This window comes from Ruegeria sp. HKCCA5839, assembly GCF_013035585.1.
Lineage (GTDB): Bacteria > Pseudomonadota > Alphaproteobacteria > Rhodobacterales > Rhodobacteraceae > Ruegeria.
Genome location: NZ_WQIE01000001.1, coordinates 102,435 through 126,522 on the forward strand (window position 1 = coordinate 102,435; position 24,088 = coordinate 126,522).

General features: G+C 58.9%; 19 protein-coding genes. 12 read left to right on the plus strand and 7 right to left on the minus strand.

Going from position 1 to position 24,088, the window contains the following annotated elements; translation table 11 throughout:
• Nucleotides 1–66 precede the first annotated feature (66 nt).
• The 4 genes from GOV38_RS00515 (at nucleotide 67) to GOV38_RS00530 (ending at nucleotide 6,593) form a co-directional block, all read left to right on the plus strand.
• Nucleotides 67–3,432: an AsmA-like C-terminal region-containing protein gene (locus tag GOV38_RS00515; RefSeq protein WP_371808488.1), complete on the plus strand. Its 3,366-nt coding sequence runs from the start codon at nucleotides 67–69 to the stop codon at nucleotides 3,430–3,432.
• Between the two features lie 46 nt (nucleotides 3,433–3,478).
• Nucleotides 3,479–4,525 (plus strand): tRNA preQ1(34) S-adenosylmethionine ribosyltransferase-isomerase QueA, encoded by a 1,047-nt coding sequence (gene queA / locus GOV38_RS00520; RefSeq protein WP_171207237.1) that lies wholly within the window; start codon nucleotides 3,479–3,481, stop codon nucleotides 4,523–4,525.
• A 106-nt stretch (nucleotides 4,526–4,631) separates the two neighbouring features.
• Nucleotides 4,632–5,906: an MFS transporter gene (locus tag GOV38_RS00525; protein ID WP_171099711.1), complete on the plus strand. Its 1,275-nt coding sequence runs from the start codon at nucleotides 4,632–4,634 to the stop codon at nucleotides 5,904–5,906.
• Between the two features lie 108 nt (nucleotides 5,907–6,014).
• Nucleotides 6,015–6,593: a DUF924 family protein gene (locus tag GOV38_RS00530; protein WP_171207238.1), complete on the plus strand. Its 579-nt coding sequence runs from the start codon at nucleotides 6,015–6,017 to the stop codon at nucleotides 6,591–6,593.
• Here GOV38_RS00530 and GOV38_RS00535 read toward each other — a convergent pair.
• The gene (locus tag GOV38_RS00535) at nucleotides 6,590–7,024 is read right to left on the minus strand and encodes a hypothetical protein (protein ID WP_171207239.1); all 435 of its coding nucleotides are present in this window, start codon (nucleotides 7,022–7,024) and stop codon (nucleotides 6,590–6,592) included. The genes GOV38_RS00530 and GOV38_RS00535 overlap by 4 nt on opposite strands.
• Before the next feature lie 216 nt (nucleotides 7,025–7,240).
• Here GOV38_RS00535 and lpdA point away from each other — a divergent pair, with 216 nt between their 5' ends.
• Nucleotides 7,241–8,635, plus strand: coding sequence for a dihydrolipoyl dehydrogenase (gene lpdA / locus GOV38_RS00540; protein ID WP_171207240.1), 1,395 nt, complete (start codon nucleotides 7,241–7,243; stop codon nucleotides 8,633–8,635).
• Nucleotides 8,636–8,775: 140 nt separating this feature from the next.
• On the opposite strand, the gene GOV38_RS00545 is transcribed toward lpdA, so the two are convergent.
• On the minus strand, nucleotides 8,776–10,161 hold the full coding sequence (locus GOV38_RS00545) for a M20/M25/M40 family metallo-hydrolase (RefSeq protein ID WP_171207241.1): 1,386 nt from the start codon (nucleotides 10,159–10,161) through the stop codon (nucleotides 8,776–8,778).
• A 306-nt stretch (nucleotides 10,162–10,467) separates the two neighbouring features.
• Here GOV38_RS00545 and hemA point away from each other — a divergent pair, with 306 nt between their 5' ends.
• The 3 genes from hemA (at nucleotide 10,468) to ispG (ending at nucleotide 14,232) form a co-directional block, all read left to right on the plus strand.
• Entirely contained in the window at nucleotides 10,468–11,691 is a 1,224-nt protein-coding gene (hemA, locus tag GOV38_RS00550; protein WP_171207242.1) for a 5-aminolevulinate synthase, read from the plus strand.
• A gap of 129 nt (nucleotides 11,692–11,820) precedes the next feature.
• A complete protein-coding gene (locus tag GOV38_RS00555) occupies nucleotides 11,821–13,041 on the plus strand; it encodes a helix-turn-helix domain-containing protein (protein ID WP_171207243.1) in 1,221 nt (406 codons plus the stop codon).
• Between the two features lie 69 nt (nucleotides 13,042–13,110).
• Entirely contained in the window at nucleotides 13,111–14,232 is a 1,122-nt protein-coding gene (gene ispG / locus GOV38_RS00560) for a flavodoxin-dependent (E)-4-hydroxy-3-methylbut-2-enyl-diphosphate synthase (RefSeq protein WP_171207244.1), read from the plus strand.
• 13 nt (nucleotides 14,233–14,245) lie between these two features.
• Here the strand turns inward: ispG and GOV38_RS00565 are convergent, their stop codons facing one another.
• A complete protein-coding gene (locus tag GOV38_RS00565; protein WP_171207245.1) occupies nucleotides 14,246–14,617 on the minus strand; it encodes a VOC family protein in 372 nt (123 codons plus the stop codon).
• A gap of 78 nt (nucleotides 14,618–14,695) precedes the next feature.
• On the opposite strand from GOV38_RS00565, the gene GOV38_RS00570 reads away from it, so the two are divergent.
• The gene (locus tag GOV38_RS00570) at nucleotides 14,696–15,238 is read left to right on the plus strand and encodes a TetR/AcrR family transcriptional regulator (protein WP_171207246.1); all 543 of its coding nucleotides are present in this window, start codon (nucleotides 14,696–14,698) and stop codon (nucleotides 15,236–15,238) included.
• A gap of 118 nt (nucleotides 15,239–15,356) precedes the next feature.
• On the opposite strand, the gene GOV38_RS00575 is transcribed toward GOV38_RS00570, so the two are convergent.
• From GOV38_RS00575 to GOV38_RS00585, 3 genes are all read right to left on the minus strand, one after another.
• Nucleotides 15,357–15,941 carry a hypothetical protein gene (locus GOV38_RS00575; protein ID WP_171207247.1) on the minus strand — a complete coding sequence of 195 codons (585 nt, stop codon included), beginning with the start codon at nucleotides 15,939–15,941 and terminating at the stop codon, nucleotides 15,357–15,359.
• An 86-nt stretch (nucleotides 15,942–16,027) separates the two neighbouring features.
• On the minus strand, nucleotides 16,028–16,786 hold the full coding sequence (locus GOV38_RS00580) for a DsbA family protein (protein WP_171099690.1): 759 nt from the start codon (nucleotides 16,784–16,786) through the stop codon (nucleotides 16,028–16,030).
• Nucleotides 16,783–18,165 carry a M48 family metalloprotease gene (locus GOV38_RS00585; protein WP_171207248.1) on the minus strand — a complete coding sequence of 461 codons (1,383 nt, stop codon included), beginning with the start codon at nucleotides 18,163–18,165 and terminating at the stop codon, nucleotides 16,783–16,785. The genes GOV38_RS00580 and GOV38_RS00585 overlap by 4 nt, the downstream gene beginning before the upstream one ends.
• Here GOV38_RS00585 and GOV38_RS00590 point away from each other — a divergent pair.
• From GOV38_RS00590 to GOV38_RS00600, 3 genes are all read left to right on the plus strand, one after another.
• Nucleotides 18,164–19,327, plus strand: a complete 1,164-nt coding sequence (locus tag GOV38_RS00590) for a pyridoxal phosphate-dependent aminotransferase (RefSeq protein WP_171207249.1) — start codon at nucleotides 18,164–18,166, stop codon at nucleotides 19,325–19,327. The two genes, GOV38_RS00585 and GOV38_RS00590, sit on opposite strands and share 2 nt — an antisense overlap.
• Nucleotides 19,328–19,393: 66 nt before the next feature.
• On the plus strand, nucleotides 19,394–20,614 hold the full coding sequence (locus GOV38_RS00595) for an N-acetylmuramoyl-L-alanine amidase (protein WP_171207250.1): 1,221 nt from the start codon (nucleotides 19,394–19,396) through the stop codon (nucleotides 20,612–20,614).
• Between the two features lie 105 nt (nucleotides 20,615–20,719).
• On the plus strand, nucleotides 20,720–23,209 hold the full coding sequence (locus tag GOV38_RS00600; RefSeq protein WP_171207251.1) for a PBP1A family penicillin-binding protein: 2,490 nt from the start codon (nucleotides 20,720–20,722) through the stop codon (nucleotides 23,207–23,209).
• Here GOV38_RS00600 and GOV38_RS00605 read toward each other — a convergent pair.
• A complete protein-coding gene (locus GOV38_RS00605; RefSeq protein ID WP_171207252.1) occupies nucleotides 23,203–24,036 on the minus strand; it encodes an aminoglycoside phosphotransferase family protein in 834 nt (277 codons plus the stop codon). The two genes, GOV38_RS00600 and GOV38_RS00605, sit on opposite strands and share 7 nt — an antisense overlap.
• Nucleotides 24,037–24,088: the final 52 nt, after the last annotated feature.

A 24,088-nucleotide genomic window follows, 5' to 3' on the forward strand; every position in this document is an offset into this window, starting at 1 on the left:
GAATTTGTAAACGGTTACGGGGTATAATAGGGCGCTGCGGGCAGGTTGAAAGACGTGGAAAGCAAAGTGGTGCAACCAGAACCGAAAGACGGTGTGAAACCGGCGCGAAAGCCGCGTCGGCGTTCGCGCAGCCTGTCGACTTTGTTCTGGGCTTTGCGTGGTGTTTTCATCCTGATCGCGCTGGCACTGTTCACCGGTTTCATGACGTTGGGCCAGCAAATGCACGCACCGCAATGGGTGCGGGATCGCGTTGAGGCGCGGCTTGATCGCGCGCTTGGTGGGATCAAGGTGACCTTTGGCGATGTCAGCCTCACGGTTCATCAAGGTTGGCGGCCTCGGTTGCAGCTTAGCGATGTGCGCGTCAGCGACGCCGAGGGGCAACAGGTTGCCGAAGTCTCGCATATGTCGGCCAGCCTTGCGATGCGGCCCTTGTTGCGCGGGCAGGTCCAACCAAAGCGAATAGACTTGCAGGGCGCGCAAGTGGCGCTCACCCGCGGGTTGGATGGTGCGCTGTCCTTGACCGTGGGGTCTAGCAGTGCCCCGGTCGGCGAAGCTCCCAACTTGGCGCAACTGATTGAAGAAACCGATGAGCTCTTCAAATCGCCCAATTTGTCTGCGTTGGTATCTGTTCGGCTGGATGCGATCACGCTGGATTATCAGGATCTGCGACAAGGACGTTCCTGGGTTCTGGATGGTGGTCACATCCTGTTGACGCGAGACGCGCGCCAATTGCGTCTGGGCACCGGGTTTTCGGTTTTGTCGGGGCGTGATTTTGTCAGCACCATCGAAGCGAACTACACCAGCTCGTTGGACAGTGCGGCGGCCGAGTTCGGAGTCAACATCACGGACTTGCCGACAGAGGATGTAGCAGGACACTCACCGGCGCTGGCTTGGATGCAGGTTCTGCGGGCGCCAATATCGGGTGCCTTGCGCGGATCGGTTAATGAGAACGCGGATCTGGGGCCAGTATTTGCAACATTGAACCTGGGCGCAGGCGCTGTGCAGCCCACGACCGCGACGCGTCCCGTCAAATTCGAATCTGCTCGGACCTATTTCACCTATGATCCAAAAGCTGAAGTTTTGGACTTCAACGAGGTATTGATAGACTCGGCCTGGGGTACCGTACAGGCGGATGGAACGGCTTATCTGCATGGGGTCGACAGCGGTAGCCTGCAAAGCATGGATGGTCAGTTCCGCTTCAGCGGCATCCGCGTAAATCCGGCGGATTTGTTTCCGCAAGATCTTGAACTGACGCGCGCCGATCTTGATTTCCAGATCAAGCTTGCCCCGTTTCGGATGCGGCTTGGGCAGGCGACAATTGCTGATGATGAGCACCGTTTGCATCTGACAGGCGATCTTGCCGCCGAGCCAGAGGGTTGGTCGGCACGTATCGACGCTCAACTTGCTGAACTGAGCTCGGAGCAATTGTTGCCCTATTGGCCGGAACGTCTCGCCTCCAAACCGCGTGAGTGGGTGACGAAGAACATCCACAAGGGCAATCTCTCTGACATGGATTTTGCCTTGCGTCTAAGTCCCAATCAAAAGCCGAATATCTATCTGGATTTTGACTTTGACGACACAGAGTTGACGTTTGCCAAAACCTTGCCGCCGATCCAGCGCGCACAAGGCCAGGCCAGCCTATTGAACGGTCGATTTACAGTCACGGCACAGCAAGGGATTGTGGTGGCGGATGAGGGGGGCGAAGTAGACGCTGCTGGCACGTCGTTCATCATCCCGGACACCGAAAGCAAAGGAATTACCCCCAGTGTCGTCAGGATCAAAGCCAACAGCAGCGTGACTGCGGCGCTGTCTTTGCTGGACCGCCCTCCGCTTCAATTGCTCACAAAAGCTGGATTGCCGGTTGATCTCGGGGCAGGGGGCGTGGCGCTTGAAGGTACCCTGGCGCTGCCACTAAAGAAAAAACTGCGTTTTTCTGATGCCGAATTTCATTTCGAAGGGGATCTGGCCAACCTGAACAGCAGCCGTTTGGTGCCAGGTTTCGAAATCAGCGCTGATCGGCTGGGAATACGAGGCGACCAAAGCGAGATCGAAATCGACGGGAATGGTCTTTTTGGTGCGGTCCCCGTGACCGCCCAATGGCTGCAACCGATCGGGGGCCCCGAGGCGCAGCGCAGTCAATTGACAGGGCAGATCGAGCTGTCGCCGCGCTTGATGGACGAGATCAATGCGGGTTTGCCACAAGGGATGCTGACGGGCCTTGGCATTGCCGATTTCAGCTTGGGTATCGGCGGCGGTGAGGCTCCAGAATTGCAGGCGCAATCGGATCTGGTGGGTGTTGTGTTGGCCATCCCTGAGCTGGGGTGGCGCAAACCCGCGTCGCGCGGCGGTAGTTTGAATGCGCAGGCGACATTGGGTAGTGCGCTTGCGGTCAATGACCTGCAGATCGACGCTGCCGGGTTGCGCAGCCGTGCGTCGATCTCGTTTGCGAATGGTGGGTTCGAGCGGGTGCGCTTCAGTTCATTCGAGCTGGGCGACTGGCTTGCGGTCCCGGCCGAGTTGATTGCGCGAGGAAACGCGGTACCGGATATCCGTGTTCTTGGCGGCGTTCTGAACCTGGCCAAATCAACCATTGGCGAAGGTGGAAGCGGCGGTGGCGCGGACGGTGGCGCCGGACCGCGACTGGATGTGTCCCTGGATCGATTGCAAATCACCGAGTCGGTGGCGCTGACCGGTCTGAATGGGACATTTGAAACCACAGGTGGCCTAAAAGGGGGCTTCTCGGCGCAGGTAAATGGTGGTGCTGCGGTAAATGGGCAGGTGACACCCGTTTCAAGTCGCAGTGCGGTCAGTCTTACTTCAGAAGATGCAGGCGCGGTCTTGCTTTCTGCTGGGCTGTTGACGCAGGCGCGTTCAGGTTCGTTGGATCTGAATCTGAACCCAATCGGCGACCCCGGCAACTATGACGTTGACATGCGTATCGAGAATACACGCATCCAAAACGCCCCCGCCATGGCCGCGTTGCTGAACGCGATCAGCCTGGTCGGGCTGTTGGACGAAATGGCCGGGCAAGGGATCTTTTTCTCGGCCATCGATAGCAAAATGCGCATCACGCCAACCGAGGTCAAAGTGCTTAGCGGCAGCGCTGTTGGTCCTTCTATGGGGCTGTCCTTTGATGGCACCATCGACATGGTGACAGGGATGATGAACCTGCGCGGGGCGATCTCTCCGATCTATCTGCTGAATGCGGTTGGCAGCGTGTTGACCCGCAAAGGGGAGGGGGTGTTTGCGTTCAACTACACGCTGACCGGCCCGCTCAGCGATCCGAAGGTGGCAGTCAATCCGCTATCTGGTCTTGCACCGCTGTTCTTGCGCAACCTCATGCGGGCCCCGCCGCCCACGGTCTCAGACGGGCCAAATGCCAAGCCCGAAAGACCCCCACCACCGAAAACGCCGAGAGGTGAGGATCGATAGCCCAATCAGAGTGGCCGAATCTATCCGCGCAATGTAGTGCGCCTGCATGAAACTTACCGATTTTGATTTTGACCTGCCTGAAGACCTGATTGCCACGCGGCCCGCTAGCCCGAGATCCTCTGCGCGCCTGCTGGTCTCGGAGGGCACTGCAATCCACGACCAGAGGGTGTTGGACCTGCCCAAATGGCTCCGCCCCGGGGATCGGCTGGTTCTGAACGACACCCGTGTTATCCCGGCGCGCCTGAATGGACGCCGCCACCGCAACAGCGCGCAGGGTCCGGTCTCGGCTGCGATCGAAGCGACTTTGCTGGACCCGCAAGCCGACGGCACATGGTCGGCGCTGATCAAACCTCTGAAAAAGGTCAAGCCGGGTGAAGAGATCGTCTTTTCCGATGACCTCAGCGCGCAACTGGATCGAGTTGCCGACGGTCAGGCGTTTCTGCGGTTCAATCTTTCAGGCGACGATTTTGACGCCGCGCTCGAACAGGCAGGTGCGATGCCGCTGCCTCCCTACATCGCCGCCAAACGCCCTGCCGATGAGCGCGACAAAAGCGATTATCAGACCGTTTGGGCGCGCCATTCAGGTGCGGTTGCGGCGCCAACCGCCTCATTGCATTTCGACGATGCATTATTGCGGGCTTTATCTGATCGCGGCGTGGCCTTTACCCATGTCACATTGCATGTGGGCGCGGGCACCTTTCTACCGGTCAAAGTCGAGGATGTGACCACGCACAAGATGCATGCCGAATGGGGTCGCGTTAGTGCGGATGCTGCTGCCGAGATCCAAGCCACCAAGGACACGGGTGGGCGGGTGATCCCCGTAGGCACCACCGCCCTGCGGCTGATCGAAAGCGCGGCGCGCGGCGGTCGGATTGCACCCTGGGAGGGCGAGACGGATATTTTCATCTATCCCGGCTTCGACTTTCACGTCACCGATGCGCTGATGACCAATTTCCATCTGCCCAAATCCACATTGCTGATGCTGGTCTCGGCCCTGATCGGTCAGGACCGGGTCAAGGCAGTCTATCGCCATGCCGTTGATCAGAAATACCGTTTCTTTTCCTATGGGGACGCATCATTGCTGATCCCGTAACCGTCGCCGGGGCGCGGATTGCCTCAAGATGTCGTAGACAAGCGCGACACTGACGATTCTATCTTTCACCACGGGTGATACCCGCAGCCACGACGAGGGAGCAGCCATGTTACAAGTCCTTTCCAGCGCTTGGGCGCTTCTCCTCGGCATGGGTTTGCTGATGGTCGGCAATGGCCTGCAGGGCACCCTGCTGGGCGTGCGGGGCGATATCGAAGGGTTTTCAACCTTCGAGATGTCCTTTGTCATGTCGGCCTATTTCGTTGGCTTTCTGGGCGGATCGCGCCTTGCACCCGAGATGATCCGCCGTGTTGGACATGTGCGCGTCTTTGCGGCGCTGGCCTCGTTTATCTCGGCTGTGATGATCATGTATCCGATGCTTGCAGACCCGATTGCGTGGTCGCTGGGCCGGGTGGTGATCGGGTTCTGTTTCTCGGGCGTTTACGTGACCGCGGAAAGCTGGCTCAACAACGCGGCCAGCAACGAAAACAGGGGGCAGGCGCTGTCACTCTATATGATCGTTCAGATGATCGGGGTGGTCAGCGCGCAGGCCTTGCTGCTGGTAGGTGATCCCGCAGGGTACGAGACCTTTGTGATCGCGTCGATTTTGGTTTCGATCTCTTTTGCGCCTATCCTGCTGTCGATCTCGCCAACACCGGCCTTTGACACCACCAAACCGATGACGCTGCGCAAGTTGATGGACACGTCACCGCTGGGCTGTGTCGGCATGTTCCTTTTGGGCGGTGTCTTTTCGGCCCAGTTCGGGATGAGCGCTGTCTATGGCGCGCAGGCCGGGCTGACCCTGGTTGAGATTTCCACCTTCGTGGCTGCCTTCTATATCGGGGCGGTGCTGCTGCAATATCCGCTGGGTTGGGTATCGGACCGGATGGACCGGCGGATTTTGATCCTTCTGGTGTCTGCGGTGGGCGGTGCCGGAGCGGTCTTTGGGATGTTCTTTGGCGCGGGGGCCTTTCCGATCCTTTTGCTGGCCGCATTCATTATTGGGGGCATGACCAGCCCCCTCTATTCACTGTTGATCGCCTATACCAATGACTATCTGGAATATGACGACATGTCCGCCGCATCCGGTGGGCTGGTGTTCATCAACGGCCTTGGCGCCATCGCCGGACCGGTCATAACGGGTTGGTTGATGGGGCTCGGGTTGCTGGGGCCATCAGGCTTTTTCCTGTTCATCGCGACCTTGATGTTTGCCATGGCGCTTTATGCCGCCTATCGCATGACCCAGCGCGCTTATGTCCCTGTGGACGAAACCGGCGCTATCGCTCCGATCTATCCCACCGCCTCTCCGGTGGCCATGGAAGTTGCGCAAGAAGTTGCCATCGAGGCGGCGCAAGACGAATCAAGCTCACAAGAACAGGGCTAAGCGCCGGAAATATGTCGTCAATGTTGCAATATGTTACTGTTACAAATCTGTAAAACTGCCATACTTGATCCATATCCCTGGGGTGGGAATAGATGTGGAGTTTAGGACATGACTGGTCCTGAAGATGTACTGAGTTTTTGGTTAGATGAAATTGGCCCCGACGGTTGGTACGTTCAGGATGATGCGCTGGACGCGCAGATCCGCGAACGATTTTTGGCCACTTGGCAGGCCGCGTGTGAAGGTCGCTTTTCCCTTTGGCTGACATATCCCAGCGGTACGCTGGCTTACATCATCCTGATGGATCAGTTCCCGCGCAACATGTTCCGGGGAAGCGCCAAGGCGTTTTCTACGGATAAGGCAGCGCTGGCAGCGGCCAAAGCGGCCGTTGACAGGGGCTGGGACCTCAAGATCGACGAACCTGCTCGACAGTTTTTCTATTTGCCGATGATGCATTCAGAAAACCTTTGTGATCAGGAACGTTGCGTGCGCCTGATGCACGAACGGATGCCCAACGACGGGGCCAGCAACCTGCTGCACGCCCGGGCGCATCGCGAGGTGATCCGCCAGTTTGGCCGGTTCCCCTATCGCAACGAAGCGCTCGAGCGGTCAACGACGCAGCACGAAGCGGCCTATGTCAGCAATGGCGGCTACGGGTCTACCGTGCGCGCCTTGCAAACGGCAGGTTAACTCGCAGGCGTACAGCCGCGCAGGTCATGCAGTTGATCGGTAACCGCCTCGGATGCGGTGGTTATCGCATGGTTTATGAGGTCTTCGGGATTGTCCACCAAGCCATTTAGGCGCGCTTGGGTTGCTGACAGTTTTTCTTCGACGTCGTTCAAACGCTTTAGCGCATCGTTTAAATTCGTGCGTGTGGTCTGATCCAGGTTTCCGCCTTGTACGCGCAGATCAGCCAAATCGCTGCGAAGGCCTGCCAACTCTCCGCGAATGGCTTGCGCCTGATCCCGAAGCGGAGCCACTTGTTGAAGGTTTTCGGCGAAGCCGGTTCGGATGTTTTCCACCGATTGGGCGAGTTTCCACCCAAGGAACAAGCACAAAGCCACCAGGATCAACGTTGCGTTCAGCAGAGCCAGAAGAAGATCCTTTATTGTTTTGGCCATCTATGCCTCCTGTTTTTCAATGAGTTAAGAAATCAGTACCCTTTGGATTTGTTCTCTCTTCTAGCCATTGAGGACATGCGGGTATAGGCTCAAAATTGGTGCCACGTCGTCGATTGCCCCTGCGTCACATATGTCGCGGGCGGTCATGTTGATGCGTGGAGAAAAATAGTTTAATGGTAAACTAGTTTTGAAACTGATCTGCGCCGCGAGGTTAACATGGCTGCACAATCCTTTGATCTGATCGTAATCGGCGCCGGTCCTGGCGGGTATGTTGCTGCGATCCGCGCGGCTCAGCTGGGCCTGAAAACAGCCGTGATAGAGCGCGAGCATCTTGGTGGCATTTGCCTGAACTGGGGTTGTATTCCCACCAAGGCATTGCTGCGCTCGTCCGAAGTGTTCCACCTGATGGAGCGCGCCAAGGATTTTGGCCTGAAAGCAGACAAGGTCGGATATGATCTCGATGCGGTGGTCAAACGCTCGCGCGGGGTGGCGGCGCAACTGTCGGGTGGTATCGGTCACCTGCTGAAGAAAAACAAAGTCACTGTGTTCATGGGCGAGGCAACACTGCCAGCCAAGGGCAAGGTCAGCGTCAAGACCGACAAGGGCACCGAAGAACTGACCGCCAAGAACATCGTATTGGCCACGGGCGCGCGCGCGCGGGAATTGCCGGGGCTTGAGGCTGATGGCGATCTGGTCTGGACCTATAAGCACGCGCTGCAACCGCCCCGGATGCCCAAGAAGCTGCTGGTGATCGGCTCGGGCGCGATCGGGATCGAATTTGCCAGCTTCTACAACACGCTGGGCGCAGACACGACCGTGGTCGAGGTGATGGATCGCGTCCTGCCGGTGGAAGATGCCGAGATCAGCGCATTCGCCAAGAAAGCCTTCACCAAACAGGGCATGACCATCATGGAAAAGGCGATGGTCAAGCAACTGGACCGTGCCAAAGGCAAAGTCACCGCGCATATCGAGGTGAAGGGCAAGGTCGAGAAACACGATTTCGATACCGTTATCTCGGCCGTTGGAATTGTCGGCAATGTCGAAAACCTTGGACTCGAGGCGCTGGGCGTGAAGATCGACCGCACCCATGTGGTCACAGACGAGTTCTGTCGCACCGGCGTCGATGGACTGTACGCAATCGGCGACATCGCAGGCGCGCCCTGGCTTGCGCACAAGGCCAGCCACGAAGGTGTCATGGTCGCCGAGTTGATCGCAGGCAAACATGCCCACCCTGTGAAACCTGAAAGCATCGCGGGCTGTACATACTGCCAGCCGCAGGTTGCATCGGTGGGGTATTCCGAAGCGAAGGCCAAAGAGCTGGGATATGACATCAAAGTCGGCCGCTTCCCCTTCATCGGCAATGGTAAGGCCATTGCCTTGGGTGAACCCGAAGGTCTGATCAAGACGATCTTCGACGCCAAAACGGGCGAACTGCTGGGCGCACACATGATCGGCGCGGAAGTGACCGAGCTTATTCAGGGGTACGTGGTGGGCCGCCAGTTGGAGACCACCGAAGAAGACCTGATGAACACCGTCTTCCCGCACCCCACGCTGTCAGAGATGATGCATGAAAGCGTGTTGGACGCCTATGGGCGCGTGATCCATATGTAGCAGAAGGGGGCTCTGCCCCCGCCGCGGCGAGCCGCGACTCCCCCGAGGTATTTTTCAAACAGAAGAAGCTGGCGAAGCGTCCTGACTTCTTCTGTTCTTAAATACCTCGGAGCGCGAGGCAGAGCCTCGCTAAGATTTCTTTACGTTGTCAAAGCGTCCAGAATTCGAGCCCAGGAGCGTATTCCCTTGTGGAAGCTCTTCACATCATATTTCTCGTTTGGAGAATGGATGGCGTCGTCGTCATTCGCATAACCCACCAGCATCGAGTCCAGCCCTAAAACCGTGTCGAAATAACCGACGACCGGGATCGATCCGCCCATGCCGGTAAAGACGGCTTCGCGATCCCATTCGGCAGACAGCGCGCCGCGCGCGGCTTCGAATTCGGGACGGTTCAGGTTCATCACCGAGGCGGGCGAGCCGTCGAGGTCGGTGTCCCACTCGACGCTTGCATCTGGTGACAGGCGATCCTCGACATGTTTGCGGATTTTCCCGCGCAGCGCGACCGGGTCCATATCGCCCACCAGACGGCATGTGATTTTGCAATGGGCCAGGGATGGGATCACCGTTTTTGATCCGGCTCCGTTATAGCCCCCCCAAAGCCCATTCACTTCAAGTGTCGGTCGGGCCCATTGCTGTTCCAGCGTGGAATAGGCCTTTTCGCCATGCGGCTGGGTATAGCCGACCGAATTCAAATAGTCCGCTTCGTCAAACCCGCAATTCTCCCATTGCCGCAGCTGATCGGCGGGGACCTCGTGCACGCCTTCGTAAAACCCGTCGACCGCCACGCGACCGGTTTCCTCATCGTAGAAAGATGCAACGATGCGCGACAATTCCCGCAGCGGGTTCAGGCCAGGGCCGCCATAGTGGCCCGAGTGCAGATCGATCCGGGGGCCTTGAATGGTGAACTCATCCTTGAGCATTCCGCGCAGCTGCGCGGCAATCGACGGCACCCCGCGTGAGACCATGGATGTGTCGCAGACCAGCGCGATATCCGCCTTCAGTTCGGCTGCGTTCTCTTGCAGGAACGGGACCAGCGACGGCGAGCCCGATTCTTCTTCGCCTTCAAAGAAAAATGTGATGCGGCAGGGCAATTTACCGTGAACAGCTTTCCAGGCGCGGCAGGCTTCGATGAAGGTCATCAGTTGCCCCTTGTCATCCGAGGCGCCGCGCCCGCGGATGACCTGGCCGTGCTCGCTGTCTTCCAGCGCCGGGTCGAACGGGTCGCGATGCCACAGGTCCAGTGGGTCAACCGGTTGGACATCGTAGTGCCCGTAGAACAGAAGATGCGGTGCGTCACCATCTTCGCCCACATGCCCAACAACCATCGGATGGCCCGGTGTTTCCCGTTTTTCTGCTGCAACGCCAATGCTTTGCAGGTCGGAAACCAACCAATCCGCTGCCTTGTCGACCTGGTCCTTATAGGCTGGATCGGTTGAGATTGATGGGATCCGCAACAGGTCCATCAGGCGATCGATCGAGGTGGATAGATCGTCATCGATGCGGCTGAGCACGGCGTCTAGCGACATGGGAAACTCCTGAGTATCTGGATTCTGGCGCGACCCTAGCAGCGTCAGCCGCACCGTCCAGCCCGAACTGCGGAGGGAACCGGTGTCGAAGACTGCGGCGTTTCCTCGCGTCTTGGCGCAGGAAGATCTCTTGCCGGATCGGTTCCAAGGGGATATTTGATGCAGATCAATGATAGGTTTTGCTCTGGCCCATAGACCGGATACCCAGAGAACCACAATCGCCAGGGCAGAGTGATCTGAATGCTGGCGGCGGAATAGGAAGGCCCGGTTGCTGTTCGCAGTGACAGGGAACGTTAGGAGGGTCCGTTGGACTATACTGCCCAGCTCGATACTGCGATTGCCAGGCTGCACGAAGAAGGTCGATACCGCACTTTCATCGACATCGAACGCAAGAACGGACAATTCCCTCATGCCGTTTGGACATGCCCCGACGGGTCACAGCGCGACATCACCGTGTGGTGTGGCAATGACTATCTGGGGATGGGCCAGCATCCGGTTGTTCTCGAGGCCATGCACGAGGCCGTGGACGCCGCTGGCGCTGGCTCGGGCGGAACGCGTAACATCTCGGGCACAACGGTCTATCACAAGCGGCTTGAGGCCGAACTGGCCGATCTGCATGGCAAAGAGGCTGCTCTGCTGTTCACCAGCGCCTATATTGCCAATGACGCAACCCTCTCGACTTTGCCTAAGCTGTTCCCCGGCCTGATCATCTATTCCGACGCGTTGAATCACGCCTCGATGATCGAAGGTGTGCGCCGCAACGGTGGTGCGAAACGCATCTTCCGCCATAATGATGTGGCCCATCTGCGGGAATTGCTGGAAGCCGACGACCCAGCCGCGCCCAAGCTGATCGCATTTGAGTCGGTCTATTCGATGGATGGCGATTTTGGTCCCATCGAGGAGATCTGTGACCTGGCCGATGAATTTGGCGCTTTGACCTATATCGACGAAGTACATGCAGTAGGCATGTATGGCCCGCGCGGTGGTGGCGTGACCGAACGTGACAATCTTGCGCATCGGATCGATATCATCAACGGCACTCTGGCAAAGGCCTATGGCGTGATGGGGGGCTACATTGCGGCAAGCGCGAAAATGTGTGACGCTGTACGCTCTTACGCGCCGGGCTTCATCTTTACCACATCGCTGCCGCCCGCAGTCGCGGCTGGTGCGGCAGCCTCGGTTGCCTATTTGAAGAATGCCCCTGAATTGCGGGAGCGCCATCAGACCCAGGCCAAGATCCTCAAGCTTCGCTTGAAGGGACTGGGCTTGCCGCTGATCGACCATGGAAGTCATATCGTGCCGGTGATCGTGGGCGACCCGGTGCACACCAAAATCCTCAGTGATCGCCTGCTTCAGGATCACGGGATCTATGTGCAGCCGATCAACTTCCCGACTGTACCGCGCGGGACCGAGCGTTTGCGCTTTACCCCGTCGCCTGTGCATGGCCCGAATGAGATGAACAAATTGGTCCAGGCAATGGACGAACTTTGGTCACATTGTGCGCTAAATCGCGCCGAACTTGCTGGATAGCCTCAGAGCAAAGTGTGCAACGCGTTTTGCGCGTGTTAAGCTTACGCTAACAAGATTGGCGGACGAATCATGTGGGAATGATTCGCTCCGAGCGTGTAACACGCACAAGGCAGTAATGGGGCAGCAAGAATGATAGGGCGCAAGTCGCAGCGCGAGTCCGAAGAAGACGCCGAAGACGTCAAGCTGAAAGGGTTTGACGATTATGAGGTGAGTCTGGGCGACGTGATGCGCGGTGAACGTGCCACCATGGGCAAATCGCTGCTGGATGTTCAGCGCGAGTTGCGGATCAAAGCCAACTATATTGCAGCCATCGAGAATGCAGACCCCGACGCGTTCGACACGCCAGGGTTCATCGCGGGCTATGTTCGGTCTTACGCGCGTTATCTGGGCATGGACCCGGATGAGACCTTTGCCAATTTCTGCAAGGAAAGCGGGTTTGAGGTTGCACACGGCATGTCTGCCGAGGCTTCCGTCGTGCGCAAGCCTTCGGGCGGCCTTCCGAACCGTGGCCCGATGGGGCAAGACCCGTTCATGTCTCCGAACACGCCGTTTGTTCCGGGCAAGGAGTCATTCGTCAGCCAGATCGAGCCACGGGCTATCGGGTCTTCGCTGGTATTGTTGGCGGTGATCGGCGGGATCGGCTATGGCGGTTGGTCGGTGCTGAACCGGATTCAACAGGTTCAGGTCAGCCCCGTGGAACAGGCCCCCGTGATCTTGACCGATCTTGATCCGCTGGATGCGGTTCGCAGCACATCCAACCAAACCGAAGTTGAAACTGTCGAAGCGCCAAGCGCCGAGGCTCTGGATCGCCTCTATCGCCCCCAAGCGCTGGACGTGCCGGTTCTGGTTGCCCGCGATGCGCCGATCTCGACACTGGATCCCCGCACCGTTGGCACGTTCCGCCCACCAGAGCCGCCCAAGATCGAAGTGGCCGAGGTGCACACTGTCGAACGTCCGACCGTTTTGCCACAAGTGGTCGAACAGATCGACACAACGCTCAAGATCGTGGCTGTTGGCCCCGCCTGGATGCGGGTCAGTGCTGCGGATGGCAGTATTCTGTTCGAAGGCACGCTTGGCACGGTCGAACAGGGCAATACCTTCGAAGTGCCGCTGACCGAAGAACCGCCGCAATTGCGGGCAGGGGCCTCGGGTCAGGTCTATTTCTCGATGAACGGCGAACATTTCGGACCAGTTGGCGCACCTGGCACTGTGACCAAGGGCGTCGTGCTGTCGAAAGAGGCGGTCAGCGAACGTTATCAGGTGGCGGATCTCGAGGCGGACCAGAACAGCGCGCTCAAGCAGCTGGTGGCCGAGTTACAGACACAGGCAGCCGAGGCACCGGCAGAGTAATCTGACCATTGCAGCGCAGCGGTTGCCGGACTATCTAACAGTCAAGTTTGGCAGAGTTGGATCAGCCCCATGTCTCTCAATCATGTGCGCCCGTGGCGTGACATCTATCGTCGCAAGTCTCGCCAGATCATGGTGGGCAATGTCCCTGTCGGGGGTGATGCGCCGATTGCAGTGCAGACCATGACCAACACGCTGACCACAGATGTGGCGGCAACGGTGGCGCAGGTTCAGGCCGCAGCCGAGGCGGGCGCGGATATCGTGCGCGTGTCTGTTCCGGATGAAGCCTCGTCAAAAGCACTGAAAGAGATCGTGCGCGAAAGCCCGGTTCCGATCGTCGCGGATATCCATTTCCACTATCGCCGCGGCATTGAGGCCGCCGAAGCCGGCGCCGCCTGTCTGCGCATCAACCCCGGCAATATCGGCGATGAATCGCGGGTGAAAGAGGTTATCCAGGCCGCGCGCGACCACAATTGCTCGATCCGCATCGGCGTGAACGCGGGCTCTTTGGAAAAGCATCTGCTTGAGAAATATGGCGAGCCATGCCCCGAGGCGATGGTCGAAAGCGGGCTCGAACATATCCGCATTCTGCAGGACAACGACTTTCACGAGTTCAAAATCAGTGTGAAGGCCAGCGATGTGTTCCTGTCGGCTGCGGCCTATCAGGGGATTGCCGAGGCCACCGACGCGCCGATCCATCTGGGCATCACCGAGGCTGGCGGGCTGGTCAGCGGTACAATCAAATCCGCCATCGGGCTGGGCAACCTTCTGTGGATGGGCATCGGCGATACGATCCGCGTCAGCCTGTCGGCGGATCCGGTGGAAGAGGTCAAGGTCGGCTTCGAAATCCTCAAATCTCTGGGCCTGCGCCATCGCGGCGTCAATATCATCTCGTGCCCGTCCTGCGCACGGCAGGGATTTGACGTGATCAAAACGGTCGAGGCGCTGGAGCACCGGCTGGAGCACATCAAGACGCCCATGAGCCTGTCGATCATCGGCTGCGTCGTAAACGGACCGGGTGAGGCTCTGATGACCGATGTTGGCTTTACCGGCGGCGGCGCAGGGTCGGGGATGGTCTATCTGGCGGGCAAGGCTAGCCACAAAATGTCGAACGATCAGATGATCGACCACATTGTCGAGCAAATCGAACAGAAGGCGGCCGAGTTGGATGCCGCGGCTGAGGCAGCAGAGTAGCCGCCGTTCAAGGCTATCGGATTGGCGCGCTGATATCGACGGCTGCACCGTTTGGATCGCGTAGCATCAGGCGTCTTTGCCCATAGGGCAGGTCCGTCGGCTCTTGAATGATTTCAGCCTGCATTGCTTGCGCATTTGCAACGACGACTTCCAGATCCGAGACCACAAAGGTGAAGATGCAACCTCCGTGCGTCTTGGCGACGCCTTCCGGTATGGTGTCATGATGCTTGTTCAGTATGCCCAGTTCGAAACCGGGCTTATCCTCGTTCGACAAAAGGACAAACCAACCGAAATCACCGGTTCTTTTCAGCCCGAGAAGGTCTTCGTAGAACTCTGCCGTCTGTTCGACATTGCCGGTTAGGATATTGGTAAAAGCGCGGTTCATCAGAGTCTCCTGAGGTTTGGACAATCGGCATACATATGTGTATGTTGCACCCTACATACATAACTGTATGTTAGGCCAATGCAACCCAAAGCACTCACAACCGAAGATTGGCTGGATCTTGCCCTGAACGAACTGAGGCAAGAGGGGTATACCGCTTTGAAGGCGTTACCCCTGTCAAGAAAGCTGAACGTGACGCGCGGCAGCTTTTATCATCATTTTCCAAGTCTGGATGAGTTTCACAAAGCGCTGATTGCCCATTGGTCAAGAAACACAAGTGACGCCGTAATCCGCGCGGCCCAAGAGGCAGATGACCCGAAAGCCGCGCTGGATGATTTACTGCAAAAGACATTGCGTTCCGGCGAGCAGTTGGAACGCGCTGTCCGGTCCTGGGCGACCGTTCAGCCCTTGGTCGCACAAGAGGTTGAGAAGGTCGACAACGCCCGAATTAAGGTAGCCGAAAACTTGCTTGTCAAAAGCGGGATTGCCAAAGCCCAAGCCACGCCGCGCGCGCGCTTGTTGTACTGGGCCGCAATCGGCCGCCTTATGATGCCGTTTCCAGAGCACAACCTGCTGTCACAGAGTGAGATAACCGTTCTTGCAGCGCTGATGCTGACCGGCTGACCGGCAACGCGCCAGATTTTGAGTCATTGTTGGGCGTCTGAAATATCAAGAAAACTTCAAACGAGCGCTCACGCAAACTGCACAGAATATGTGTTCGGATGAGTCCTATGTCAGCGTACTAAGACTGGCAAATCTCGCGCACATATTCTGCGCTCGGAACATGTTCCGAGGCTGAACGTTTGTGTTTTGGATGCAACAGCGTCACGGGGTCGAATGTGCTGCCTTCTGCGGGTGGTGATAGTTGCGATAATTGTTCCACGACCCGGGTGCATTGTGCCTCTGACAGCGACAGGCCGATTTTTTCGGCGATGGCGGTCACTGCTTCTTCTGGTGCGCTGACGATGTCTTCGAAGGTGACTTCCAGATCGGATTTCTGCTTCCAGAAGTCCCTGAGTTTCTGGTGATCCGCCCATGCCTTGCGAATAGCATCCGGGTCTTCCGAGACCCATCCCATGCGAATGAGAGAGGACACACAATCTTCCGTTGCGCGTTGACTGGTCAGGGTGATATCGGGTTCAAGCGGTACGGTATCGGGGCCATGCACTTTGACCAGCTGAAAATCGGCCTCTTTCTCAGCTTGATAATCTTCGAACCACGCTGCGTTTACCGACCTGCCCGCCTCAAGGATGGCCAGCCGCGCAGCGTTATAGAGCCAGGTGCTGCCGGAACGCGGAATACCTGCAATAAGGACGTTTGTGGTCAAAACGAATTTTTCCTGAGCTTAAGGTGCAGACAGACAGCGCTTATGCGATTGACACGCCCGGCGCAAGCATATCCGCCTTGATCCTCTTATCCCTGTTCAGCGCGGACGCCGTTGGCGATCTCCAGCATTTGATCAGCGGGCAGGAAGCCGCGCAGCATCTCGGTGCCCAGAACAAAAGACGGCGTGCCCGAAATCTGCATCCGTTGTGCCAACTCGCGGGTTTCGGCGATTTCTGCGGTGACCTCGTCGCTGTTCATCGCGGCGATGATCGCGTCGCTGTCCAGGCCCAAACCCTCTGAAATACGGCGCAGGGACACTTCGTTGGGCTCGCCGGTGAACTCCAACAGAGCGTCATGGACCTGTTTATAGGCGTCGTCACCGGCAACCTGTTTGGTGGCCACGGCAAAGCGGGCAGAGGCCACCGAAGCCTCGCCCAGAATGGGCAGTTCTTTGATCACCAGCCTGATATTGCCGTCTTCGGCCAAGAGCGTGGCGATTTCGGGCACGGCCCTGCGACAAAAACCGCAGCGGTAATCCATGAACTCGACCAGGGTGATGTCACCATCGGGATTGCCACCCACCCAGCTATAGCCGTCATTGAACAAAGCCTCGGCGTTTTCGGCCACCAGCAGCTTGTCGGCTTGCGCTTCGGCTGCAGCGTTGCGCTGTTCCAGAATATTGATCGCCTCGATGATCACTTCCGGGTTTTCCAGCAGGTATTCGCGGACCTGCGCGCCAAACTCGGCTTTTTCGGCGTCGCTCATGGCGTTCAGGTCCAGCGCCTGGGCAGGGGCTGACAACAAGGAAAGACCCACCAGGGCCGGGGCTGCGTGTTTGAGGATCATTTCCGTTTCCTTTTCCGTTTCTCGGCGCGCTCTGATGCAATCAACACATCCTGGGCCCGTTGCCAACCCGGAGATCCTTCGGGCAGCAGCCGGACAGCGCGTTTGGCATGGATGCCCGCATCGGCCAACCGGCCCTGCAGCGCATATCGTTCTGCGGTCACGGCAGAGGCCATGCCGTTATTTCCCAGCTGCGAATAGGCCGTTCCCAGATCGCGCAGCAACCGCTGATTGCGATCATCTCGGGCGCGGGCCTTTTCCAACACGGGCAGGGCCGCTTTGGTGTCGCCACCCGCCAGCAGAGCCCGGCCATACCCCGCCAGGATCAAAGCGTTGGTCGGTGCCATTTTTACGGCATCGCCATAGGCTGTAATGGCTTCGCTCACTTGACGGTTCTCCAGCAGGATCTGCCCTTTCAGATCATAGTAATATGGGTCATCGGGGCGCATTTCCAATGCTGCGTCGATGGCAGCTCGCGCACGGCTCAGATCCCGGTTCTGGTGGTGGGCCGCTGCTTCGCGCATCAGTCGAATATCGCGGTTGCTCTCTTCGGCAGCACGGCGCAAGGTCCAACTGGGGGACCGCAGGAAGGCTGAAAGTTTCCCTTTCACTCGCGCGAACCAGTAATCGGCATTGGCATTGGGTTCTGCGCGATCTCCAAACTCGTCCAAAAACGCTTCGGCCGCGCGCAGGCGGTCGCGATCCGTGGGGTGCGAGCGCATGTAAGGATCGCGCCGCGCCTCGCTCAGCAATTCCTGCCCTGCGAATTTGCGGTGCAAGGCGACCATGCCCATGGGGGATATCCCGGCCCAGCGCAAATAACTGGCAGCACTGCGGTCGGCGGCGGCTTCTTCAGCCCGTGTATGGCTGAGAAAGCTGCGCAGGGCCGAGGATTGCGTACCAGCAGCGATGCCGGCAGCGGCCTCACCTCCACCTGCGGCAGCGGCTGCGATGGCCACCGCAAGGCCAAGTGATGCATTGCGCTGAGCAGCACGCAGGTTTTCGGCCCGGCGCGCCAGATGACCGTTGGCGATATGCGCGGCCTCATGGGCGATCACCGCTTGCAGCATCTCTGGGGTTTCGACTGACAGGATCAGCCCGTAGTGCACATAGATGGTGTTGTAGTCGATGACAAAGGCGTTGAACGTGTCATCATTGACCACGATGACCTGCACGCGGTTTGTGTTCAGCCCGGCAGCGCGCAGGATGGGAAAGGCCAGTTCGCGCAGCCCGTGTTCGATATCGGGATCGCGGATCAGGCTTTGCGCAACGCTTCCCACAACCGAGGCCATCCACAGAAGAATGGCCAGCAGCAGCGCCGGGATTGACGCGGGCCGGGATACGCGGTCAAAAGCCATGGCAACAACATGAGAGATGGGCATGAGAAACTCAACCCGGTCCAAGGTCGATCCGTTCATCGTGATGGATGTCATGGAAGCCGCACGCCGCGCCGAAGAGGCCGGGCGCAGCGTGATCCATATGGAGGTCGGCCAGCCCGGGACCGGCGCACCCAAAAAGGCGGTTGAGGCTTTGGCCAAGGCGATGCAGCAGGATATGCTGGGGTATACCGTGGCGCTAGGGCTGCCCGCACTGCGCCAGCGGATCGCACGACTTTATGGTGAGTGGTACAATGTCGATCTTGATCCCAACAGGGTGGTGATCACGCCCGGATCGTCCGGCGGATTTCTGCTGGCCTTTACCGCTCTGTTCGACAGCGGTGACCGGGTGGGCATCGGCGCGCCCGGCTATCCGTCTTACCGGCAAATCTTGTCGGCCCTGGGGCTGGTGCCGGTCGATCTGCCGACCGCGCCGGAAAACCGCTTACAACCGGTGCCAGGGGATTTCGCGGGGTTGAACCTGCAAGGGCTGATGGTGGCCTCTCCGGCCAATCCCACTGGCACCATGCTGGATCACGCGGCGATGAAAGCGCTGATCGAGGCTGCGCAGGGGCAGGGGGCGTCTTTCATCAGTGATGAGATCTATCATGGGCTGGAATATGAGGCCAAAGCGGTCACGGCGCTGGAACTGACCGATGAGTGTTACGTGATCAACTCGTTTTCGAAGTATTTTTCGATGACCGGCTGGCGCGTCGGCTGGATGGTGGTGCCCGAAGATCAGGTGCGCGTCGTCGAGCGGATCGCGCAGAACATGTTCATCTGCGCGCCCCATGCCAGTCAGGTGGCGGCACTTGCGGCGATGGATTGCGAAGATGAGTTGCAGGCCAATCTGGATGTCTATCGCCGCAATCGCGCGCTGATGCTCGAGGGCTTGCCCAAGGCCGGGTTCACCAATATCGCCCCGCCGGATGGCGCGTTTTATGTCTATGCGGATGTGTCCGATCTGACAGAGGACAGCCGCGCCTTTGCGGCCGAGATTCTGGACAAGGCCGGGGTTGCGGTGACGCCGGGGCTGGATTTCGACCCGGTGCGCGGGCATGGCACTTTGCGCTTTTCCTACGCGCGCGCCACGGCGGATATCGAAGAAGGTTTGGCCCGGCTGCGGCACTTCATGGCCGAACGCGGCGCGATTGCCGAACAAGCTTAGGGCGTTCACAAGGCGCGCGAAATGCGGTAGGCTCGGGTTCAAACGATCTCGGGAAAACTTGAGGCCATGAGCAGGATTTTCTACGCATTCGCCCTGATCTGGGCGTTGACCTCTGCTGCGTTCGCGCATGATTTCAACGCGCTGGCGCGGGTTTTGCCCGAACAGAGCCGTATCGTCAACGAAGGCCGATCCGGCGTTAGGGTGCAATTGGGTCTTAGCCAAGGCGTTCCCTATCGTGTATTCACGCTCAAAGATCCCTATCGCTTGGTACTGGACTTCCAAGAGGTCGACTGGACAGGGCTGAAGCGCGATGGATTTCTGCAATCCGACCGGATCAGTGATGTGCAATATGGCGCTTATGTTCAGGGTTGGTCGCGTATGGTGCTGGAACTTGGAGCCCCATTGATGGTCTCGTCTTCGGATATGCGGGTCGACGAGGCCAGCGGGCAAGCTGTGTTGGCCCTGCATCTGACTGGCACGGACTTCGACAGTTTCGTCGCGGGCGCAGGTGCGCCGCGTCAACCGGGCTGGGACCTGCCCGAGCCGTCGGTGGCCCCCGCGTTGCCTTTGATGGAAGGTGGACGCCCGGTGCATGTGATGCTCGACCCCGGGCATGGGGGCATTGATCCGGGGGCCGAGGTCGACGGGTCGGATGAAAAGACGCTGATGTTGACCTTCGCTCGCGAGCTGCGCGAGGCTCTGTTGCGCGCGGGTGGGTTCGAGGTGTCGCTGACTCGGGGCGACGATCATTTTGTCTCGCTTGAACGCCGCATCGCGCTGGCGCATCGGGCGGGTGCGGATGTGTTCATCTCGCTTCACGCGGATATCCTGTCCGAAGGGCGCGCGCATGGGGCTGCGGTCTATACCTTGTCAGATGAGGCGTCGGATGTGGCCAGCGTGAAACTGGCCGAACGTCATGATCGCGGTGATTTGATCTCGGGCATTGACCTGAGCGGGACGGACGACCAGGTGACCGATGTTTTGCTGGACATGGCCCGGCGCGAGACCAAGCCGCGCACCGACGCTTTGGCACAGGCGCTGGCCGATGGTATGGCGCAACAGGGCGGGCCAATGAACAACCGACCGATCCGGGCCGCGTCTTTTTCGGTGCTCAAGGCGGCTGATATCCCGTCGGTACTGGTCGAGCTTGGCTTTCTGTCCAGCCCACGCGATCTGACGAATATCCGCGACGCCCAGTGGCGTGCGCGCATGGCCACAGGGTTGACACAGGGGCTTATCCAATGGCGTCACGAAGATCAGGTCCGGCGGGCGTTGATCGGGCAATGACAGTGCAATGACGGGGCGGCGTAATTCAGCCTTGCAGCGTTTCGTGTTTTGACCCTGACACGGGGCGCCCTTATATAGACGGCACCGCGAAGAAAAGGCAGTAACGTGATCCGGTTCATTCTTTCGATTTTCGGTGGGCTGTTCAGCTTCATCACCCTGGGTATCTTCATGACCGCCCTGACCGTGGGCGGTGTGTTCTGGATGTATGGGCGCGATCTGCCCAGCCACGAGTCGTTGGCGCAGTATAAACCGCCAACGATCAGCCGGATCTATTCGGGTGAAGGCAAGCTGATTGACGAGTTTGCTCAGGAACGCCGCCTGTTTACACCCGCCGAGGAAATCCCGGATCTGGTGAAGCAGGCCTTTATTTCTGCCGAAGACAAAAATTTCTATTCCCATCACGGCTATGACCCGCGCGGTATCGTGGCCGCCGGTGTCGAAGCTGTGCGCACCAAAGGCGGTACCGTGCGCGGTGCGTCGACCATCACTCAGCAGGTGATGAAAAACTTCCTTTTGTCCGGTGACCGTCAGGCCGAGCGCAAGATCAAAGAGATCATTCTGGCTACGCGGCTTGAAGACACGTTGGACAAGGAACAGATCCTCGAACTTTATATGAACGAGATCTTTCTGGGGCAGAACTCCTATGGTGTGACCGCCGCGGCGCAGACCTATTTCAACAAGACCCTGCAAGAGCTGGAACCGCATGAGGCCGCGACCCTTGCTGCGATGCCCAAAGCTCCGTCGGATTTTCATCCGGTGCGCCGGAAAGAGCGGCTGTTGGATCGCCGCAACTATGTTCTGCGCGAGATGCAGCAGAACGGTTATATCGACCAGGCTACGTATGAGACCGAGGTCGAGATGCCATTGCGCTCGGTCCAGAACGGTGATTTCGAAAGCTTCCGTACGGCCCTGCCGCCACGCGATTATTTCACCGACGAAATCCGCCGTCAGCTGAGCGAAGACTTTGGTGAAGGCGAGTTCTTTACCGGAGGCTTCACCGTGCGCGCCTCGGTCGATGAAGAAATGCAGGTCGAAGCCGCCAAGGCGCTGCGCACCGCATTGCAGAAATACGACCGGTCACGCGGCCGCTGGCGCGGCACTGGCGAGGTGATTGCCGAAGAGCAACTGGCAGATGAGGCGCAGTGGCGCGAAGCTCTGTCGCTTGTGAAGATTCCGCGCGATGTTGAACTGCCAACGCAATGGTATCCGGCGGTGGTGCTAAAGGTGGCGGATCAAAGCCTGACCGTCGGGATCGAGGATGGCCCCGCCGATGGCGTCATTCCGCGCTCGGACATCCAGTGGATGCAAGGCAACTTCTTTGACAATTTCAAACGCGGCGACGTGATCCTTGTCATGGCCGGGGAAGAGGGCCAGTGGTCCGCCCGCCAGGTGCCCGAGGTTCAGGGCGGCTTTGTCGCGATGGATGTGAATTCGGGCCGTGTTCTGGCGATGCAAGGTGGGTTCTCTTATCAGGACACCGTTTTCAACCGCGCCACCCAGGCGCAGCGTCAGCCCGGATCATCGTTCAAGCCCTTTGTCTATGCCGCCGCGCTTGACAGCGGATACAGCCCCGCCACCATCGTTGTGGACGCACCGATTGAGGTGAACACACCGCAGGGCCTCTGGCGGCCCAAGAACTCATCGAACAAGTTTTACGGCCCAACGCCGCTGCGCACCGGGATCGAACAATCGCGCAATCTTATGACCATCCGTCTGGCGCAAGAGGTCACGATGCCGGTTGTGGCGGGCTATGCGGAACGGTTCGGGGTCTACGACCGGATGGGCGCGTTTCTTGCCAACTCGCTGGGCTCTGAAGAGACAACGCTCTACAAAATGGTGGCCGCGTATGCGATGTTTGCCAATGGTGGTCAGAGGGTCGAACCCACGCTGGTGGACCGCATTCAGGACCGGTTCGGGAAGACGATCTACCGCCATGATGATCGTGAATGCGTGGATTGTAACTCGGGCTGGATCGCGCCTGATCAGTCGCCACGCATTGTTACGGATCGCTGGCAGGTGATGGACCCGATCACCGCTTATCAGCTGACATCGATGATGACCGGTGTGGTCGACCGCGGTACGGCCTCGTCGCAAATCGATCTGCCGGTGCCAACCGCAGGCAAGACCGGCACAACCAACGAATCCAAAGACGCCTGGTTCATTGGCTTTACGTCGAACATCGTCGCAGGCTGCTATATCGGATATGACCGTCCGCGTCCGATGGGGCGGGGGGCCTATGGCGGCACATTGTGTGGCCCCGTCTTCCAGAGCTTTATGGAGAAAGCGGTCGAGAAATATGGCGGTGGCCCGTTCGAAGTGCCGCCCGGTGGCCACTTCATCAAGATCGACCGGTTCAGCGGTGCGCGTCTGCCACCGGACGCAACCGGCGACTATGTCGTGGCCGAGTATTTCCGCGATGGCGTGGATGGATTTATCGACCGGATCTATGATGGCGGTTTTGCCATCGGCTCGGATCTGCCGCTGTTCGAAGAGGTTCAGCGCGCAGGCGTTCAGGTTCAGACCTCGACCGGGGAAACTGTGATCGTTGCCCCCAATGCCTCGCAAGGGGATCTGAGTACCGGCGGTCTTTATTGATCGGCAACTGCCAAAAGCAGGTTCAGCAGATCAGCCTCGCGGTCGCCTGACAGAGTGCCACCCGAACGCCAGAAGATCGACAGGGTGCATTTGGCCGCCGCCCATTTCGCGACGCGGCCGCGGTGGGCGTTCATGGCATCGGCGTAGAGCGTCAGGCAGCACTCGATATGAGCGGGCTGACGCATCAGATCTTCCAACCCTTTGGGATTGCGCAGCGCATTGGCCAGCTCAAAGGCCGGATCGCCGACGTAGCCCTTGGCGTCAATGACCCGCAGTCCAGCATCCGTGACGATCACGTTGTCATGATGCAGATCGCCATGCAGCGGCTGTTTGATTTCGGTTCCGTTCAACAAGGCGCGCGCAAGCGCCATCCCTCGCGTCATGTCCTGTTTCAATCCGGCGGGGCAGTCGGAGGCAAACTGGCAGTCAAACATTGCGGCAAAGGTTGTCTCCAACGGCTCCAGCCCGGTTTGAGACGGGGGCGGGCCCTGATGCAGGCGCCGGGCCGTCTCGGCCAGCATCTCTGCGGCGCGGTCAGGCGCACCATCGCGGGCGATATCGCCCAGTGAGGGGCCCTCAAGCCACTCCATCAGAACAGCGCTCTCTGCCCGCGCCAAAATCTCCACCGCACCACGATCCTGCCAGCGCTCCAACAGGTGCAGACCGGGGCCTTCATTGCCCATATCTGCGCGCCGATAGACCTTGAGCGCGGCCTCTTGGCCGCTCTGCGTTCTGACCTTCCAGACCTGCGCGTGCCCGGTATCGGCGATGTGGCACATCTCGGTCAGGTGCCATTGGGTCATAAACTCTCGGGCTGTGCCCTGCATTCGCGTCCTGCCTGTCTTGTGGTGCCTCACGCCTCTTGCTATCACGCAGGCC

Coding starts and splice junctions, on each gene's coding strand:
- GOV38_RS00595 (WP_171207250.1), top strand. CDS start 19,394: ATGAGCAGGATTTTCTACGCATTCGCCCTGATCTGGGCGTTGACCTCT.
- queA (WP_171207237.1), top strand. CDS start 3,479: ATGAAACTTACCGATTTTGATTTTGACCTGCCTGAAGACCTGATTGCC.
- GOV38_RS00535 (WP_171207239.1), bottom strand. CDS start 7,024: ATGGCCAAAACAATAAAGGATCTTCTTCTGGCTCTGCTGAACGCAACG.
- GOV38_RS00590 (WP_171207249.1), top strand. CDS start 18,164: ATGAGAAACTCAACCCGGTCCAAGGTCGATCCGTTCATCGTGATGGAT.
- GOV38_RS00525 (WP_171099711.1), top strand. CDS start 4,632: ATGTTACAAGTCCTTTCCAGCGCTTGGGCGCTTCTCCTCGGCATGGGT.
- lpdA (WP_171207240.1), top strand. CDS start 7,241: ATGGCTGCACAATCCTTTGATCTGATCGTAATCGGCGCCGGTCCTGGC.
- GOV38_RS00570 (WP_171207246.1), top strand. CDS start 14,696: ATGCAACCCAAAGCACTCACAACCGAAGATTGGCTGGATCTTGCCCTG.
- GOV38_RS00545 (WP_171207241.1), bottom strand. CDS start 10,161: ATGTCGCTAGACGCCGTGCTCAGCCGCATCGATGACGATCTATCCACC.
- GOV38_RS00555 (WP_171207243.1), top strand. CDS start 11,821: ATGATAGGGCGCAAGTCGCAGCGCGAGTCCGAAGAAGACGCCGAAGAC.
- GOV38_RS00565 (WP_171207245.1), bottom strand. CDS start 14,617: ATGAACCGCGCTTTTACCAATATCCTAACCGGCAATGTCGAACAGACG.
- GOV38_RS00605 (WP_171207252.1), bottom strand. CDS start 24,036: ATGCAGGGCACAGCCCGAGAGTTTATGACCCAATGGCACCTGACCGAG.
- GOV38_RS00585 (WP_171207248.1), bottom strand. CDS start 18,165: ATGCCCATCTCTCATGTTGTTGCCATGGCTTTTGACCGCGTATCCCGG.
- ispG (WP_171207244.1), top strand. CDS start 13,111: ATGTCTCTCAATCATGTGCGCCCGTGGCGTGACATCTATCGTCGCAAG.
- GOV38_RS00530 (WP_171207238.1), top strand. CDS start 6,015: ATGACTGGTCCTGAAGATGTACTGAGTTTTTGGTTAGATGAAATTGGC.
- GOV38_RS00580 (WP_171099690.1), bottom strand. CDS start 16,786: ATGATCCTCAAACACGCAGCCCCGGCCCTGGTGGGTCTTTCCTTGTTG.